Source organism: Caulobacter sp. GW821-FHT11E11, from assembly GCF_058808315.1.
On record NZ_JBXARO010000002.1, the window covers coordinates 158,323 to 174,880 of the forward strand.

Consider the following 16,558-nt stretch of genomic DNA (forward strand, 5'->3'; position numbering starts at 1 on the left):
CTTAGTTAGGCGTGGCGCCAGGGAAGCCAGCGGCGGACGGGCCGCCGAACGGGTCCTTGGTGCCCGGCAGCGGGGCGGCGCGGATGGTGCGGTTGCTGGAGGCCGGGTCACGGACCTCCTGGGCGCCGCCGGCGCGGGCAGGCTGGTTGGCCTGGGCAGAGGCCGCGCGGCGCTCGGCTTCCCAGGCGGCCTTCTTGGCCGGGTCCCACATCGGGGCCGGACGGTCCAGGCCGCCTTGCTTGCCGCAGGCGGCGGCCGTGACGGCCAGGGCGGTCAGCGCGAGAATGGTGCGCAGTTTCATGCGAGGACTTCCTTCCAACGCGCGATCTGGGCGCGGACCTGGGCGGGGGCGGTCCCACCGTAGCTCATGCGGCTGGCCGCCGAAGCAGCCGGAGTCAGAACGGCATAGACGTCCTGGGTGATCCGGGCCTCGATCGCCTGGAACTGTTCCAAGGTAAGATCGGCCAGATCGACGCCAAGACCTTCGGCCGCCTTCACGGCCGAGCCTGTCACGTGGTGCGCGTCGCGGAAAGGCATGTTCAGCGTCCGCACCAGCCAGTCGGCCAGGTCGGTGGCGGTCGAGAAGCCCGCGCCGGCCGCCTTGGCCATGTTTTCGGTGTTCGGGGTCAGGTCGGCGACCATGCCGGCCATGGCCAGCAGGCTCAGTTCCAGGGCGTCGAAGGCCTCGAAGGTCGGGACCTTGTCTTCCTGCATGTCCTTGGAATAGGCCAGCGGCAGGCCCTTCATGACCACGGTCAGGGTGGTCAGCGAGCCCAGGATGCGGCCGACCTTGGCGCGGATCAGCTCGGCGGCGTCGGGGTTCTTCTTCTGCGGCATGATCGAGCTGCCGGTCGTGAAGGCGTCGGTCAGCTTGATGAAGCCGAACATCGGCGTCGTCCACAGCACGATCTCTTCCGCCAGGCGCGACAGGTGCGTGGCGGTGATCGAGGCGGCAGACAGGGCTTCCAGGGCGAAATCGCGGGCCGAGACGCTGTCCAGCGAGTTGGCGGTCGGGCGATCGAAGCCCAGGGCCGTGGCCGTCTGCTGACGGTCGATCGGGAAGGGCGAGCCAGCCAGGGCCGCAGCGCCCAGCGGGCACTCGTTCATACGGGCGCGGGCGTCGCGGAAGCGCGAAGCGTCGCGGCCGAACATCTCGACATAGGCCATCAGGTGGTGGCCGAAGGTCACCGGCTGGGCCGGCTGCAGGTGGGTGAAGCCCGGCATCAGGGCGTCGGCATAGACTTCCGCTTGAGCCAGCAGGGCCTTCTGGAGCGCTTCCAGCTGGGCGGCCGAGCGGTCAGCGGCGTCGCGCACCCACAGGCGGAAGTCGACGGCCACCTGGTCGTTGCGCGAGCGGGCGGTGTGCAGCCGGCCGGCGGTCGCGCCGATCAACTCGCGCAGCCGCGCCTCGATGTTCATGTGGATGTCTTCGTACTCGTCACGGAACGGGAAGGTCCCGGTGGCGATCTCGTCCTGGATCTTTGCCAGGCCGCCGAGGATTTCCTCGCCATCGCTGCTTGAAATCACGCCCTGGTTCATCAACATCCGCGCGTGGGCGCGGGAACCCGCCAGGTCTTGCGCCCAAAGGCGCTTGTCGAAGCCGATGCTGACGTTGATCGCCTGCATCAGTTCCGCCGGCTTGGCCGTGAACCGACCGCCCCACATGGCTTGGCCCTGGCTGTTGGCCTTGGGCGTATCGGAGGCGTTGTCGGTCATATGAGCGAAGTCCAATCGGAGGCGGCGGCCAAGAAGCGCAACCCTGTGAGGTTGGCGCTGGGTGGCGTCATCCTCGTCGGCGTGGCGGCGGTTCTATACGTCATCGCCACCGCTTCGTTCAAACCCTCTGGTCCCGCCGACCTCACAGAATTCAAGAAAGGGACGCTGGTAAAGCTGGAGGTGCCCGCCACGCCGCGCGCCGCGCCGACCACTGTCTTTACCAGCCTGGACGGCAAGCCGGCGACCTTGGCCGACTTTAAGGGCCGCGTGGTGGTCATGAACCTGTGGGCCACCTGGTGCGCGCCGTGCAAGGCCGAGATGCCGACCCTGGCCAAGCTGCAGGCCGTCTATGCGACTCAGCCGGTCACCGTGCTGCCGATCAGCGTCGACCGCGACAGCGACCTGAACCTGATCAACGAAGAGATGGCCGCCAACCCGCCGCTGAAGACCTATCGCGATCCGGGCTACAAGCTGTCGTTCGCCATGGACCCGCGCGCGGCCGGCTATCCGACCACGGTGATCTATGACCGCCAGGGCCGCGAGCGCGCCCGCATGGCGGGGCCCGCCGACTGGTCGGGTCCGGAGGCGCGCGGCATCGTCGAGAAGCTGCTCGCCGAGAAATGATCGATCCCGCCATCCTGGAACCGCTGGCCGACGACGCCTGGCCGGCGCGCGAGCGTGAGCGGCTGGGCGGCTGGCGGCTGAACGCCTCGTCGGGTCACTCGATGCGGATCAACGCTTGCTGGCCCTTGGGTGAGCCGGACCGCGATCCGGAAGACGCGCTGGACGCTGCCGAGGCCTGGTTCACAGCGCGCGGCCTGCCGCCGCGCTTCAAGCTGACCGACGGGGTCGTCGCGCCGGCCGACCTGGCTGAACGGCTGGCCGCGCGCGGCTATGGCGCCTGCAAGGAGACTGTAGTCATGCTGGGCCCGACGGGCGGGGAGGGCGATCGCGATCTCCGCATCTCGTCCGCGCCAGATGCGACCTTCGAGGCCGTGTTCACGGCCACGGCTGGCGATCCCGAGGACGGCCGTGAGCGGCTGGAGGCCCTTGGCCGCATCCCCGCGCCGGCGCGGTTCGTCCGGTTGGACATCGACGGCGCCCCGGCGGCGATCGGGGCTACGGCGATCGGCAGCGGCTTCGCCGGGATCTTCGGCATGCGGACCGCGCCGGATCATCGCCGCAAGGGTCTGGCGCGCCGGGTGCTGCGTGGTTTGCTGGCCGAGGCCAGGGAGCAAGGCGCCGAGCGGGCGTGGTTGCAGGTCGAGGCGGACAACGCGCCGGCGATCGGGCTCTATGCCGACGAGGGGTTCGAGCCGGCTTATCGGTATCGATACTGGACGCGCTGAGCGGGCCTCAAAACCTACCAACCATCCCAACCTCACCGCCGCCTTCCTGGGCCTTGTGCCCAAGACCCATCGCGCCGCTTGGCTTGGGGCCTTGGTTAGCGAGCGCCGCCAGCGTGGGCGCACTCCCTGCAAATCCCCGCCAGCTGAACCATGGGCCCTAGGCACAAGGCCTAGGGAGGCCGTGAAGAAGGGGCACGAAAGATCGTCGTTCGATAGACCAGTTTACAAAGCAAACTTGTTGATCCATGGTGTGGCCGACCTTGAGAGGGGAGCCAAGCCATGCACGCGCCACTCAGCGCCACCGACCGATCGACTGTCGCCCAGCTCGGCGGTCGCAACGCCCCGATCGGCGCCTTGCGCGCCTTCGTCACCCTGCTGGTGATCGCCCACCATACGGCGCTGGCCTATCACCCGTACGCGCCGCCGCCGAAGGCGTTCGACGCCCAGCCGATCCTGTGGACGGCGTTCCCGGTGGTCGACCCGCAGAAGTTCGGGGGCTTTGGCATCCTCACCTTGGTCAACGACATGTTCTTCATGTCGCTGATGTTCTTCATCTCCGGCCTGTTCGTCGCCGATGGCCTGCGGGCCAAGGGTGACGGCGGATTCCTGAGAGGGAGAGCTCTTCGCCTGGGCATCCCGTTCGTGCTGGGCGCGGGGCTGCTGGCGCCGCTGGGCTATTTTCCGGCATGGCTGCAGGCGGGCGGGGCCAGTTCGCTCCCGGCCTTCGCGGACGCCTGGATCCACCTGCCGTTCTGGCCCAGCGGCCCAGCCTGGTTCCTGTGGGTGCTGCTGGCGTTCGGCGCGATCGTCACCGCCCTGCACCTGGTCGCGCCCGGCGTGATCGACGCCCTGGGCGGCTTGGCCAAGGGGGCGGAGCGCAAGCCGGCCCGGTTCTTCTGGGGCCTCGTCGCCGTCAGCCTGCTGTTCTACCTGCCGCTGGCCATGACCACGCCGTTCGGCCACTGGACCATGGTCGGGCCGTTCCTGGTCCAGACCGCCCGCATCGGCCACTACTTCGTCTATTTCCTGGCCGGGATCGCCGTCGGCGCGGCCGGCGTCGGCTACGGCCTGACCGATCCGGACGGCAAGCTGGCCAAGCGCTGGTGGCTGTGGCTGGCCGCGCCGATCCTGCCTGTCATCGGCGGTGTGGCGACCATGGTTGTGGCCTTCTCGCCCAACCCGCCGCCTCGGGCCCTTCTGGACGTGGTCGGTGGAACAAGCTTCGCCCTGGCCTGCGCGACGCTGTCCTTCGCGGCCCTGGCGTCCTTCCTGCGCTTCGTCCGCAAGACCGGTCCGGTGGGCGCCAGCCTGCAGGCCAACGCCTACGGCATGTACCTGGTCCACTACGTCTTCACCTCGTGGCTGGCCTGGATGCTGCTGCCGCAGAGCTGGGGCGGCCTGGCCAAGGGCTGTGCGGTGTTCGCCGGCGCGGTGGCGCTGAGCTGGCTGACGACCATGGTCCTGCGCCGCATGCCGCTGTTGGGTCGAATCCTGTGACCGTCCATGATGCAGCGCTGAAGGGGGCCGGGCCCATGAACGACAAGCTGAAGACCGCCCAGGACGACCTGGCCTTCCTGCGCGGCCTGGCCGAGGGCAGCAACGAGCGGGGCGGGCTGGGCGTGGCCGGCGGCGCGCTCTACGGCTCGGCCGGCGTGCTCTACGGCGTCCAGACCCTGAGCTATTTCGTCCAGGAGAAGGGCCTGATCAGCCTGGGGACGACCGGGAACATCGTCATGGCCTGGGCGCCGACGGCGATCTTCCTGATCCTGATGACTATCGTCATCATCATCGATCGCAAGAACCCTCAGCGCGGCGTCACCAACCGCGCCGTCAATGCGGCCTTTTCGGGGACGGGCATCGCCAATCTGGCGCTGGTGCTGGTCTTCGCCTCGGCCGCCACGCGCAACCACGACTTCCGCTACTGGCTGTTCCACCCGGCGGTGGTGTTCATCCTCCAGGGCGCGGTCTGGTACGTGATCTTCGTGCTGCGCAAACGGGCCTGGATGGCGTTGGTGGCGATCGGCTGGCTGGTGTCGGGCGTGGCCATGGGGATGTTGATCCATCGCGCGGACCTCTATCTGGCGATCGCGACCTTCGGCTTGTTCGCGCTGATGGGAGCTCCCGGCTTCTTCATGATGCGCCAGGCCCTGCGGCCGGCCGCCTGAGACGATCGTGGCCGACAGGTTCGACATCAGCGGGCTGGACGACGTCATCCATGGCCGGGTGCGGCTAGGGATCGTCGCCTATCTGGCCAGCGCCGAGGTGGCCGACTTCACCGAGCTGAAGGACCTGCTGGAGGTCACGCAAGGCAACCTGTCGGTCCACCTGCGCAAGCTGGAGGAGGCCGGCTACGTGCTCATCGAGAAGAGCTTTGTCGGCCGCAAGCCCCTGACCCGCGTGCGCCTGACCGAGCCGGGCAGAGCGGCCTTCGCCAGCTATCTGAAGGCTATGAGCCAGCTGGTCGAACAGGCGGGCGGCGGGAGCTAGAAGCCCAGCTCCGCGCGCAGGACCTCGGGCGACATGCCCGCTGCCCGCAGCTCCCGCAAAGTCTCGGCCTTGTCCCGCTTGGCGTAGCGCTTGCCGTCCGGACCCATCAGCAGCCCGTGGTGATGGTAGGTCGGCGTCGGCAGGTCCAGCAGGGCCTGCAGCAGGCGCTGAATGTGGGCGGCCTCGAACAAATCGAGGCCGCGGATGACCTGAGTGACGCCTTGCAGCGCGTCGTCGTGGACCACGGCCAGGTGGTAGGCGACGCCGACGTCCTTGCGGGCCAGGACGATGTCGCCGGCGGTCTCGGGGCGCGCCTGGATGACGCCGGTCTCGCCGTCGGGGCCCACGCCTTGCTCGACGAAGGTCAGGGTTTCGAACCCGCCCAGCGCCTCGCGCGCCGCTGCCAGTGACAGCCGCCAGGCGAAGGCCTCGCCGCGCGCTAGGCGTTCGGCCTCCTCGTCGGCGGGCAGGGGCGCGCCGATATACGGAACCGCCGGCTCGTGTGGGGCGCGGCCGATGTCGATTTCCTTGCGGGTCTTGAAGCAGCGATAGACCAGGCCGCGCTGGCGCAGGGTCTCGATGGCGGCGTGGTAGTCGGCCAGGTGCTCGGATTGCCGGCGGATCGGCGTCTCCCACTCAAGACCCAGCCAGGCCAGGTCCTCGAAGATCGCCGCGTCGTACTCCGGCCGGCAGCGGGTGGCGTCGATATCCTCGATGCGCAGCAGGAAACGACCGCCGGCTTCGCGCGCAGCCTGAAAGGCCGTCAATGCGGAGAAGCCGTGGCCACGATGCAGGTAGCCCGTCGGCGAGGGCGCGAACCGGGTGACGAAGCTCACGCGGGGCCTCAGGCCGGATCGGTGAACTTCGCGAACATGCCCAGGTGCTCGAACACGGCGCGCAGGAAGGCTTCCTCGCCGCCCAGCAGTTCCTTCAGCGGGGCGAACTGCTTGAAGCCGATCATCTCGGCCAGGCCGTGGCCGGCGCACCAGGCGGCGATGGTCGCCAGCTCCAGGTCGATCTCGCTGACGCCGCCGCCGGCGTTCTCGTCGATGGTGTTGCGCACCTGGCAATAGGCGCCGTCGTCCTTCAGCTGGTCGGGCAGGGCGTCCTTGTCGCGCGAGCGGTCGTACATCACGCGGTACAGGGCCGGGTTGTCGCGGGCGAAGCAGACATAGGCCACGCCCAGATTGGTCATTCGCGCGCGAGGGTCGTGGGTCGAGGCGCGGGCCGTCGACAAGGCCACGTCCAGCTCGTGCCAGCCCTCGTGGGCCACGGCTTCCAGGAGCTCAGCCTTGTCCTTGAAGTGGTGATAGGGCGCGGCGGGGCTGACCCCGGCCTCGCGCGCCACGGCCCGCAGCGAGAGGGCGGCGGGGCCATCCGTCTCGAGGATCTTGCGCGCGGCGTCGACCAGAGCGCGGCTCAGGTCACCGTGGTGGTACGGGCGGGATTCGGCGGTCGCGGTGCTCATCGGCCTCACTCTAACCCCACCTTTCTAAAATTTCATCCAAACGCTGTAAAGATCATCTTGACGGCGTTTAGATCGGTGCTATTTAAGCATCGTTCAGATTGGTTCAGCCAATGGCCCGCTGGGGGCTAGGACACAAAGAGAGGGACTATCGTCATGCAACGCACGCTCAACGCCTTTGAAACCACCTTCGACCGTCTGGCCGGTGGCTATTTCCTCGTGATCGCCCTGGGCGTCGCCGTCGCTCTGGTCGGCGTGGCCATCTAAGTTCGATTGCTCGCGAACGGCGGGCGCGCGTTCTGATCCCCCAGAACCGCCCGCCGCCGTGTTCGGCTTGAACCCTCCGCGAGAGGGAGCTAACCAAGCCAGGACGCGTTAGGCCTCCGACGCCGGATCTTCCGTACGCGTCGCAGGCATTTCCATGATCCAAGACTTCTTCCGATGAGCGTCGCCTTCACCAAAGAGGGCGACAGCGAAGCTTTCGCGGCGGACCTGCCCGATCGCCCCATCTCCACACAGCCCAACCTGGTGACGCCTCAAGGCCTGGCCCAGATCGAGGCCGAGCTGGCCTCGGCGCGCGCGGCCTATTCGACGGCCCAGAGCGCCGGCGGCGCGGCCGACGGCGACCGCACGGCCATGGCCCGCGCCACCCGCGACCTGCGCTACTGGTCGGCGCGCCGCGCCACCGCCCAGCTGTTGGAGCGCGATCCGGCCAAGACCGTCGTGCAGTTCGGCGACCGCGTGACCTTCGAGCGCGAGGACGGCCGCGTGCAGACCTTCCGCATCGTCGGCGAGGACGAGGCCGATCCCGCCCAGGGCTCGGTGTCCTATGTCGCGCCGATCGCCAGAGCCTTGCTTGGCAAGGCCGTCGGCGACAGCTCGCCCGCGCCGGGCGGCGAGATCGAGATCACGCAGATCGAATAGTTCAGCAAGAACCGGATTGTCATTCGGCGAGCGACGCGCCACCTGCGAGGGATGTTCGTCCCGCCGACCGCCCAAGCCCTCCTCGACGCCCGCAAGCACCTGGCTGCCGTCGATCCGGCCCTGGCCGCGATGGAGGCCGTCACCCCCGCGTTCGAATGGCGCGTCAGTCTGGGCGGCTTTCCGGGCCTCTTGAAGATGGTCGTGCAGCAGCAGGTCAGCCTGGCCTCGGCCGCCGCCATCTGGGCGCGGGTCGAGGCAGGGCTGCCGGAGATGACGCCCGAGGCGGTGATCGGTCACGAGGACGCCTATCTGCTGACCCTGGGCCTGTCGCGCCCCAAAGCCCGCTACGCCCGCGCGCTGGCCGAAGCTCACGTCACCGGCGCCTGCGACTTCGACGCCTTGCCGGGCTTGCCCGACGAGGAGGCCATCGCCGCCCTCACCGCCATCACCGGCATCGGCCGCTGGACCGCCGAGGTCTATCTGATGTTCACCCAAGGGCGGCTCGACATGTTCCCTGGCGGCGACATCGCCCTGCAGGAAGCCATGCGCTGGGCCGATAAGGCCGAGGTCCGTCCGAACGAGAAACAGGCCTACAAGCGGGCCGAACTCTGGCGGCCCTATCGCGGCGTGGCCGCCCATCTGCTGTGGGCCTGCTACGGCGCCGTCAAACGCCGCGAGATCGCGCCTTTCTAAGAGCGATCGTCAGGATGTCTTGGTTCTGTCGCTGACATGGCCCATCCTTTCCATGCGTTCGGGAATGAATGGCGATTCCCTGAATAGCGTAGGAAGGAGGCCCGTCTTCAGTCCTGTCGCGTACCACATCAGCCGAGGCGCTGAACGTTTCGACGTTCGCCTTGAAGGGGGGCTCTAATGCAGGTCCTCACGCGTCCACCCTCGGGCATGCCGGCCCTGGTGCTCAACGCTGACTTCCGGCCTCTGAGCTATTATCCGCTGTCCCTCTGGCCCTGGCAGGAGGTGATCAAGGCGGTGTTCCTGGATCGGGTCGACGTCGTGGCCAGCTACGACCAGGTGGTTCATTCGCCGTCGTTCGAGATGCGGCTGCCCAGCGTCGTGGCGCTGAAGCAGTACGTCCCGCAAGAGCGTCCGCCGGCCTTCACCCGCTTCAACCTGTTCCTGCGCGACGGCTTCAGCTGCCAGTACTGCGGCTCGCCCGAGGACCTGACCTTCGACCACGTGATCCCGCGCTCTCGCGGCGGGCGGACCACCTGGGAGAACATCATCACGGCCTGCGCGCCCTGCAACCTGGCCAAGGGCGGCCGCACGCCGCGCGAAGCCGGCATGCAGCCCTTCCACCACGCCCGCCGCCCGTCGATGCACGAGCTGCAGGAGCGCGGACGGCGTTTCCCGCCGGGCCGACTGCACGTCAGCTGGCTGGACTATCTGTATTGGGACATCGAGCTGGAAGCCTAAGGCCCCAGACAGCAAAACGGCCCGGGCTATCTTTTGAGGAGAGGCGTCCCGGGCCGTAGCTGTGGGGCGGAAGGGGATCAGACCACCCGAGCTGAGCTATAAATGCTGGCTTACAGCGAAGGTTCCGGGCACCGGCGAAAAATGTTTCAGCGCCGCAACACGGAAAGTGTCGAGGGCTGAACAATGCAACCCGAACCTCGACCAATGGGTTTTTACATCCGAGGCAAAAGCCACGGGAGGTCTACCCATGAACCGCAACACCACCGAAGACGGCGACAAGCGCCATTTCACCCACGGCACCGCCGCGTCCACCGCTGACATGGCTTCGGAAGGTACTGTCCGTCCGGAAGATCGCCATATCGACGCGCCGCATGCGCGCGAGGCCAAGCGTCCGCTGGCCGATGGCGAAAAGCATGACCAGCTGGCCGGCAAGGTCGCCCAGTCCGAAAGCCGTCAGGAGGCGCTGCTGGACGAGGGGCTGGAAGAAAGCTTCCCGGGCAGCGACCCGGTCAGCGTCAAGCGCATCACCTAACTAGCGCGCGGGAAACCGGCGGGCGGCGCGCTTGGCGAAGCTGAGCACGACGCCCGTCTCGGCCACCGGCTCGATAACAGCCGGCTCGAAGGCCACGACCGGACGGCGGCGCGACTGTCGACGGTCCAAGGCGGCGATCTCGTCAAAGGTCAGGTCGCCTTGCTCGCGGGCCATCTTGCGAACCGTCTCGATCATGCTGGCGCCGTAGATGGTCAGGATACCGGCGGCGTCTGCCAGCCAGTCTGGGATGTTGCCGTCGCGATGGGCGATGACCTGCGCGACCTCGACGCCCGCGCCCAGCACCAGGGCCGCGATCATCAGGTCGTTGCGGCGCATGCGCGGAAACGCCAGGAACGAGACCGCCAGCAGGCCGCCAAACGCGATCGCGTGGGCGGCCTTGTCATTGAGGCCGAAGTAGCGCTCGGCGCCCTGGAACGGACCCAGGGTCAGCACGGCCACCGCCAGGGAGCCGACCACCAGCGTGACGCGGGCGGCGGTGACGAAATGGACGGGCTTGAACATGGAACGCGACCTCCGGAAGGACACGCAAGGTCCTAGCAGCGAAGGTCGCGCCATTCGGTAAATGGGCAGGGTTAGCGAGACCCTACTTCTTCTCGGCTTCCGCCTTTTTCTTGGCCTCGGCTTCGGCCTTGGCGGCGTCTTCCTGAACCTTGGCCCAGGCCTGATACTCTTCCAGATAGACCTGGCGGCGCAGGACCTTCGAGGCGGGGTCGACGATCACTGGCACGGTGTCACCCACGGCCACGCGGCCCGTTCCGTCGGCCATCGGGACGGTGACCAGCTTGTCGCCGACCTTGACCTCGACAGGCAGAGGGAAGGGCTTGTCCTTGGGGGCCTTCCATTTCAGCACCAAGTCGCCACCCTCGCGGGTCTGGATCAGGTCGGGCAGCTGGGCCTCGTACAGATAGACGTCGAAGAACCAGCCGTAGTCCTTACCGGTCACCTGGTTGACGATCTTGATGTAGTCCTTGGTGCCCAGATAGCGCGGCGTGAAGTTGCCCGGCTTGGGATCGGGCGTGCCGTAGACGGCGATGCGGGTGATCTGGAAGAACTGCTCGTCGCCCAGCAGTTGCCGCAGCGTGTGCAGCATGTTGGCGGCCTTGAAGTAGATGTCGTTCCCGGGACCGCGGTCGCCGTTATAGACGTCGTCTTCCTTCAGCGCCTTGCCCGAGACGATCGGGAACCGGTTCTTGGTGTCGACGCGCATCTTGTTCAGGCGCGTCATGTATTCCATGTCGCCGTGCAGCCATTGCGACATCAGCGGCTGCATGTAGCTGCCATAGCCCTCGTGCAGCCACATGTCGTCGTTGTCGGTGTTGGTCAGCTGGTTGCCGAACCACTCGTGCGCGAACTCGTGCTGCAGCAGCCAGTCGAAGCCGTAGATCTCTTTCTTGTACTTGTTGCCGTAGGCGTTGATCGTCTGGTGCTCCATGCCCAGGTGCGGGGTCTCGACCACGCCCATCTTCTCGTCACGGAACGGGTAGGGGCCGATCATCTGCTCGTAGAAGTCCAGCATCGGCGTGAACTCGGCGAACAGGCCCTTGGCCTTCTCGGCATTGCCTTTCAGGTACCAGAACGCCATCGGCACGGTGTCGCCGAAGCGGCTCTTGTAGGTGCCCGACAGTTCCTCATAGGGACCGACGTCCAGGGCGATGGCGTAGGTGTTGGGGTTCTTGGCCTGCCAGTTGTAGGTCCGCCAGCCGTCCTTCTCGGTCATGCCCTTGAAGACGCCGTTGGCCGGGGCGACCAGCGGGGCGGGGACGCTGATGTGCAGGTCCACGAGCTTGGGCTCGCCGGTCGGATAGTCGATACAGGGCCAGAAGATGTCGCAGCCGTCGCCTTGCACGGCGGTGGCGATCCAGGGCTCGCCGCTCTCGGTCTTGCTCCAGACGAAGCCGCCGTCCCACGGGGCGCGCTTGGCCTCCAGCGGCACGCCGGCGTAGGCGACGACCACCGTGACCGACTTGCCCTTGGCCACGGCCTTGGGGAGCTTGATGGTCATCCGGCCTTCGGGATTGGTCCAGGTCGCGGCCTTGCCGTCCACGGTCAGCTTGCTGATCGTGAACACGCGGTCGAAGTCGAGGACCAGGGTCTTAAGTGCCGACTTGGCCGTGAAGGTCAGGGTGGCTTCGCCCTCGATCGCCTTCTTGTCGGGCAGGATCTTGAACTTCAGGTCGGCGTGGTCGAAGGCCAGGGCCTGCTGCTCGACGGGCATGGCGCCGCCGGTCTCGAGCGACAGTTCGCTGGTCTTGAGCGACTCGGCGGCGTGGGCCGTGGATAGCGCGAGCAGCGACGCCGCGCAGGCGGCGAGGTTACGGAAGGACAAGTGGGCGACTCCCCAACGCGAATGACGTGTTGGGGCATCGGTAGGCCCGTGGGGCCCAAACGCCAAGCTTCAGATCTTCTCGCTGATCTTGATGGCCGCGCGGCAACCCGCCTGGATCACGGCGGTGAGCAGCGGATAGGCAGCGGCCTCGTGAGCGCCTTCCTCGATGGCCAGGTCGCGGTGGGCCAGCTCGTCGTCGCGGAACTGGGTCAGCTCGGCGGCCAGGGCCGGATCGCGGTCCTTCAGCTCCTCGATCTGGCCGGCATAGTGCTGCTCGATGACGTTCTCGACCGCCTCGGTGCAGGCGTGGGCGGCCTTGTCGCCCAGCAGGGCTGTGCCCGCGCCGAGCGCGAAGGCGGCCGCGCGCCAGACCGGCGACATCAGGGTCGGGCGCACATTGCGCTCGGTCAGCAGCTCGTTGAAGCGCGAGAGGTGGACCTGTTCGTGGCCCTCCATTTCCTTCAGCTGTTCGGCGATGCGCTCGCGGCCCGGCGCATTGCGCATGACCGCCGCCTGACCGCGATAGATGTGCACGGCCGCCAGCTCGCCGGCCTGGTCGACGCGCAGGATCTCGGCCAGGCGCGAGGCCAGGGCGCCTTGGCCGGGGCGCTGCGGGACCGGACGGGTCATCTAGAGCGTCTCCGCCTTGCGCAGGCCCGCCAGGGCCGACCAGACGGCCAGCTTCAGCGAGGCCAGGGCATTCCAGCCGGCCATCGACAGGCCCAGGAAGACCCAGGCGGCCTTGTCGCACATCGGCGGCTTGACCTTCATCGTGCCGTTCAGCATGGCCGAGAGGTTGGCCGCGCTGGCCGCGCCGCTGCCGGTGCAGGTGGTCGGGCCCGGCCACCACTTCCACTCGACGCCGGCGTGGAACACCGCCAGGCCCGCGCCGTACAGGAAGATCGCGCCCAGCAGCAGGTTCACCGGCTGGCGCAAGCGCGCCCACAGCGGCGTGCGCTGCAGGACGGCGCCGATCAGGCCGACCGTCCCGGCGACCCAGTAGACCTCCCGCGCCTTCAGGCACAGGTGGCAGGGCGCGAGGTGGCCGAAGGTCTCGAACGAATGGGCGATGGCCAGCATCAGGGCGCTGGACAGGAAAGCGATCAGCGACCAGTGGCGCGTGACCAGGTCATAGACCGTGGCGATGAAGGTCGGCGTCGTGGTTTCCACCGCCGGCGCGGGTCCGCGCACGGGCGTAGCGGTTGGCGTCCCGTTGTCGGTCGGGATCTTAGGCTCTTCGTTCGTCATGCGGCGCAAGCTCCACCATGTCCGCCCCCGCCCAGGAAATGGCTAGCCGTGAGGCCGATGACAATGAGGGCGATGAAAAGACCGGCGAACAGGGCCAGGCGACGCTCGACGATCGGCAGCAGGGTCGGGCCGAACTTCTTGATGATGAAGGCCACGAGGAAGAAGCGACCGGCGCGGGTCACGGTGCAGGCGGCCACGAAGATCGGGAAGCTGAAGTGCAGCAGGCCCGAGGTGATGGTCACCAACTTGAACGGGATCGGGGTGAAGCCCTTGGCGATGATCACCCACGAGCCCCACTGGCGGTACCAGCACTCGGCGTCGGCCAGGGCGTGGGGCTTTCCCAGCATGGCCAGCAGCTGCTGGGCCGCGGCGGTGAAGAAGAAGCCGATCGCGTAGCCCAGGCAGCCGCCCAGCACCGAGGCGATCGTGCAGATCAGGGCGTAGTTCCAGGCTTTTTCCGGCTTAGCCAGGCACATCGGCGCCAGCATCACGTCCGGTGGGATCGGGAAGAACGAGCTTTCCGCGAACGAGACGGCGAAGAGGCTCTTCGAAGCGTGTTTGGAAGCGGCCAGGCCCATGACCCAGTCGTACATACGGCGCAACATGCGGACTCCGAAGAAACGTGATGCGCCGTAGCTAGCAGGGCCGGCGGCGCTTGTCCGCAAGAAGGATGTCGGCGCGCGCGGCTTCCCGGCCCACGCGCGCCGATCCAGCAGCCTAGAACTTCAGCGCAAGGGAAACGCTGTAGTTACGGCCGGGCTGGCTGTAGCCGTCCTTGACGGTCGAGTTGTCGGCGAGGCCGCGGGCGTCGGCCCACCACCAGTACTTCTCGTCGGTCAGGTTGAAGACGCCGCCGCGCAGGGTGACGTTCTGCGTGACCGCCCACCAGGCCGTCAGGTCGCCGACGGTGAACGAGGGCGGGGTGAAACAGTTGAGCGGCGAGCTGCCGGGGACGGCCCCGGTGCACGACACGCCGGCGCGGCCGGCCGACTTGCGGTCCGAGTGGATGACGCTGAGGTCGCCGCCAAACTTGCCCGAGGACGCGCGATAGGCGACGCCGCCCGTCAGCTTGACCGGGTCGATCGAGGTCAGCGGGGTGCTGACGCCGTTGGTGCGCGAGGCGCCGCGAGCATACGAGGCGGTCGCGCGAGCGGTGAAGCCGGCGCCCAGGTCGAACGAGGCCTTGGCCTCGGCGCCGCTGATCTTCACGCCCGACAGGTTGATGTACTGGTAGACGGCCGGATTGGTCGGGGTGAAGGTCCCGCTGACCTGCACCTGCTCGATGAAGTCGTCATACTCGCCGGTGAAGCCGGTGACGGCCACGCGCCAGCCGTTGCGGTGCAGGCGGAAGCCGGCTTCCAGGGTCTTGCTGGTCTCGGGCTTCAGGTCCGGGTTCGAGATCGAGCGATAGTTCGAGATCGGGTTGGCGAAGCCCGTGTTGACCTGCGACGGGGAGGGGGCCTTGAAGCCGGCGGCCGCGTTGGCGAACAGGGTCACCAGGTCGGTGGCGTCCCAGACCAGGCCCAGCTTGGGCGAGATGTGCGTGTCGCTCTGGCCCGACGAGGCGATGGTGAACAGCGGATCCGACTTCGGGTCCAGCTTGTAGTAGTCCAGGCGCACGGCCGGGTAGATCGTCACCGGACCGGCGGTGATCTCGTCCTGCACGTACAGGCCGGCCAGGGTGAAGTCCGTGGTCGGGAAGGCCTTGGCGGGGAAGGTCTCGCCGGCCGGCGGCACCGTGCCGTCGCGGGTGCCCTGCTGGCGGGTGATCGAGGCGTCGCCACCCCAGACGACTTCATGCTTGAACGCGCCCTGGTCGAACACGCTGTGCAGCTCAACAGCCGCGCCCAGCACGCGGTTGTCGAAGGTGGCGTCACGAGTGCGGTCGGCGGCGGTCGAGCGATCCTCGGCCGAGAACTGGCGGGTCGTGCTCTTCTGCCAGTACAGCGAGGTGCGGGCGGCGTTGATCAGGCCCTGGCCGTTGTCGAAGCGGTGGTCCAGGGCGACGCGGTCGCGCTTGACGCGGTCGAACGCGGTCAGGCCGATGACGCTGGTCGCGGCCAGCGGCGGCTTGGCGATGGCCGACAGCACGTTCCAGTCGACGTCGCGATCCATGTGGTCGACGGTCAGGCGGAAGCGATTCCGATCGTCAGGGCTGTAGACCAGCTTGCCCAGCACCGAGTTGGACTGGTTGTCCTCGGGGTTGGCGGTGGTGCGGTCGGTGTTGGCCGAATTGTTCGTGCCGGCCGTCTCCTGGCCCTCGCCGTCGCGGCGGGTGTAGGCGACCAGGGCTTCCCAGCGGTCGGACTTGCCGGCCAGCACCAGGCTCTCGGTCCAGCTTTCGTCGGCCGAGGCGTAGCCGACGCGGGCGCGGATGGCGAAGGTCTTGCCGTCCTTCAGAATGTCGGACGGGTCCTTGGTGATGAAGGTGACCGAGCCGGCCAGGCCGTCGGCGCCGTACAGGGCCGAGGCGGGACCACGTACGATCTCGACCGACTTCAGGATATCCAGGTCGACATAGTCGCCGCGACCGGTCGACTGGGCGCCGAAGGCGAAGCCGTCGGGCACGCGCACGCCGTCGACGACGATCAGGACGCGGTTGCCTTCCAGGCCGCGGATGTTGAAGCCGGCATTGCCGTCTCGGCCCGTCGAGGCGCCGGCGGCGGTGAAGCGGGCGGGGGCGTTGCGCACCGACACGCCCGGCTCTTCGCGGACAAGGTCCTTGATGTCGCGGACCAGGCCGTCCTCGATCTCTTCCGACGAGATGACGCTGACGGTCACCGGGGCCTGCGAGACGGTCTTTTCCGAGCGGGTGGCGGTGACGGTGAGCTTGTCGACCTCGGCCGAGTCAGCGGCCGGATTGGCGTCGGCGGCGTAGGCAGTGGCAGTCAGCAGGACGGTGGCGGAGGCGGCCGCGAAGGCGGCCAACTTCAGGCGAGACATCGATATCCCCTCGATGATGCTTATGCGAGTTAATCGCATCTTATGGCGATGGCCCTAAGGCTCGTAAGGTTTCTGGTCAAGCTATTTGCAATTGATTCTTAGAACTAATCGCAATA

At 67.6% G+C, this 16,558-nt stretch carries 20 protein-coding genes; 10 read left to right on the forward strand and 10 right to left on the reverse strand.

Translation table 11 applies throughout. The features are described from left to right. Window position 1: 1 nt before the first annotated feature. Both AC1RR5_RS04765 and argH read right to left on the reverse strand, forming a co-directional pair. Complete coding sequence (locus AC1RR5_RS04765; RefSeq protein ID WP_492919956.1) at window positions 2–301, reverse strand: hypothetical protein; 300 nt, start codon at window positions 299–301, stop codon at window positions 2–4. Beyond that, entirely contained in the window at window positions 298–1,716 is a 1,419-nt protein-coding gene (gene argH / locus AC1RR5_RS04770) for an argininosuccinate lyase (protein ID WP_492919957.1), read from the reverse strand. Before argH ends, AC1RR5_RS04765 begins: the two co-directional genes overlap by 4 nt. Here argH and AC1RR5_RS04775 point away from each other — a divergent pair, their 5' ends adjacent. From AC1RR5_RS04775 to AC1RR5_RS04795, 5 genes are all read left to right on the forward strand, one after another. Continuing rightward, window positions 1,717–2,340, forward strand: coding sequence for a TlpA family protein disulfide reductase (locus AC1RR5_RS04775; RefSeq protein WP_492919958.1), 624 nt, complete (start codon window positions 1,717–1,719; stop codon window positions 2,338–2,340). Next, window positions 2,337–3,065, forward strand: a complete 729-nt coding sequence (locus AC1RR5_RS04780; RefSeq protein ID WP_492919959.1) for a GNAT family N-acetyltransferase — start codon at window positions 2,337–2,339, stop codon at window positions 3,063–3,065. Before AC1RR5_RS04775 ends, AC1RR5_RS04780 begins: the two co-directional genes overlap by 4 nt. Before the next feature lie 279 nt (window positions 3,066–3,344). Next, window positions 3,345–4,562, forward strand: coding sequence for an acyltransferase family protein (locus AC1RR5_RS04785; RefSeq protein WP_492919960.1), 1,218 nt, complete (start codon window positions 3,345–3,347; stop codon window positions 4,560–4,562). A gap of 35 nt (window positions 4,563–4,597) precedes the next feature. Beyond that, window positions 4,598–5,230 carry a hypothetical protein gene (locus tag AC1RR5_RS04790; RefSeq protein ID WP_492919961.1) on the forward strand — a complete coding sequence of 211 codons (633 nt, stop codon included), beginning with the start codon at window positions 4,598–4,600 and terminating at the stop codon, window positions 5,228–5,230. Between the two features lie 7 nt (window positions 5,231–5,237). Continuing rightward, on the forward strand, window positions 5,238–5,552 hold the full coding sequence (locus AC1RR5_RS04795) for a winged helix-turn-helix domain-containing protein (protein WP_492919962.1): 315 nt from the start codon (window positions 5,238–5,240) through the stop codon (window positions 5,550–5,552). Here AC1RR5_RS04795 and gluQRS read toward each other — a convergent pair. Together gluQRS and AC1RR5_RS04805 are read right to left on the reverse strand one after the other, a co-directional pair. Then, window positions 5,549–6,388: a tRNA glutamyl-Q(34) synthetase GluQRS gene (gene gluQRS, locus AC1RR5_RS04800; protein WP_492919963.1), complete on the reverse strand. Its 840-nt coding sequence runs from the start codon at window positions 6,386–6,388 to the stop codon at window positions 5,549–5,551. The two genes, AC1RR5_RS04795 and gluQRS, sit on opposite strands and share 4 nt — an antisense overlap. A gap of 8 nt (window positions 6,389–6,396) precedes the next feature. Further along, the gene (locus AC1RR5_RS04805; protein WP_492919964.1) at window positions 6,397–7,020 is read right to left on the reverse strand and encodes a TetR/AcrR family transcriptional regulator; all 624 of its coding nucleotides are present in this window, start codon (window positions 7,018–7,020) and stop codon (window positions 6,397–6,399) included. Window positions 7,021–7,173: 153 nt separating this feature from the next. Here AC1RR5_RS04805 and AC1RR5_RS04810 point away from each other — a divergent pair, with 153 nt between their 5' ends. From AC1RR5_RS04810 to AC1RR5_RS04830, 5 genes are all read left to right on the forward strand, one after another. Further along, window positions 7,174–7,284, forward strand: coding sequence for a hypothetical protein (locus AC1RR5_RS04810; protein ID WP_492919965.1), 111 nt, complete (start codon window positions 7,174–7,176; stop codon window positions 7,282–7,284). A 174-nt stretch (window positions 7,285–7,458) separates the two neighbouring features. Continuing rightward, the gene (gene greA, locus AC1RR5_RS04815) at window positions 7,459–7,941 is read left to right on the forward strand and encodes a transcription elongation factor GreA (RefSeq protein ID WP_492919966.1); all 483 of its coding nucleotides are present in this window, start codon (window positions 7,459–7,461) and stop codon (window positions 7,939–7,941) included. A gap of 51 nt (window positions 7,942–7,992) precedes the next feature. Beyond that, on the forward strand, window positions 7,993–8,634 hold the full coding sequence (locus AC1RR5_RS04820; RefSeq protein ID WP_492919967.1) for a DNA-3-methyladenine glycosylase family protein: 642 nt from the start codon (window positions 7,993–7,995) through the stop codon (window positions 8,632–8,634). Between the two features lie 177 nt (window positions 8,635–8,811). Next, window positions 8,812–9,372, forward strand: a complete 561-nt coding sequence (locus AC1RR5_RS04825; RefSeq protein WP_492919968.1) for an HNH endonuclease — start codon at window positions 8,812–8,814, stop codon at window positions 9,370–9,372. Between the two features lie 247 nt (window positions 9,373–9,619). Continuing rightward, the gene (locus AC1RR5_RS04830; protein ID WP_492919969.1) at window positions 9,620–9,904 is read left to right on the forward strand and encodes a hypothetical protein; all 285 of its coding nucleotides are present in this window, start codon (window positions 9,620–9,622) and stop codon (window positions 9,902–9,904) included. Here AC1RR5_RS04830 and AC1RR5_RS04835 read toward each other — a convergent pair whose 3' ends face one another. The 6 genes from AC1RR5_RS04835 to AC1RR5_RS04860 form a co-directional block, all read right to left on the reverse strand. Next, window positions 9,905–10,426, reverse strand: coding sequence for a VanZ family protein (locus AC1RR5_RS04835; RefSeq protein WP_492919970.1), 522 nt, complete (start codon window positions 10,424–10,426; stop codon window positions 9,905–9,907). Window positions 10,427–10,508: 82 nt separating this feature from the next. Beyond that, entirely contained in the window at window positions 10,509–12,251 is a 1,743-nt protein-coding gene (locus tag AC1RR5_RS04840; RefSeq protein ID WP_492919971.1) for a M1 family metallopeptidase, read from the reverse strand. 69 nt (window positions 12,252–12,320) lie between these two features. After that, on the reverse strand, window positions 12,321–12,881 hold the full coding sequence (locus AC1RR5_RS04845; RefSeq protein ID WP_492919972.1) for a demethoxyubiquinone hydroxylase family protein: 561 nt from the start codon (window positions 12,879–12,881) through the stop codon (window positions 12,321–12,323). Then, a complete protein-coding gene (locus AC1RR5_RS04850; protein ID WP_492919973.1) occupies window positions 12,882–13,499 on the reverse strand; it encodes a disulfide bond formation protein B in 618 nt (205 codons plus the stop codon). Then, complete coding sequence (locus tag AC1RR5_RS04855; protein ID WP_492919974.1) at window positions 13,496–14,104, reverse strand: YqaA family protein; 609 nt, start codon at window positions 14,102–14,104, stop codon at window positions 13,496–13,498. The genes AC1RR5_RS04850 and AC1RR5_RS04855 overlap by 4 nt, the downstream gene beginning before the upstream one ends. Window positions 14,105–14,216: 112 nt before the next feature. Continuing rightward, entirely contained in the window at window positions 14,217–16,442 is a 2,226-nt protein-coding gene (locus AC1RR5_RS04860) for a TonB-dependent hemoglobin/transferrin/lactoferrin family receptor (protein WP_492919975.1), read from the reverse strand. Window positions 16,443–16,558: the final 116 nt, after the last annotated feature.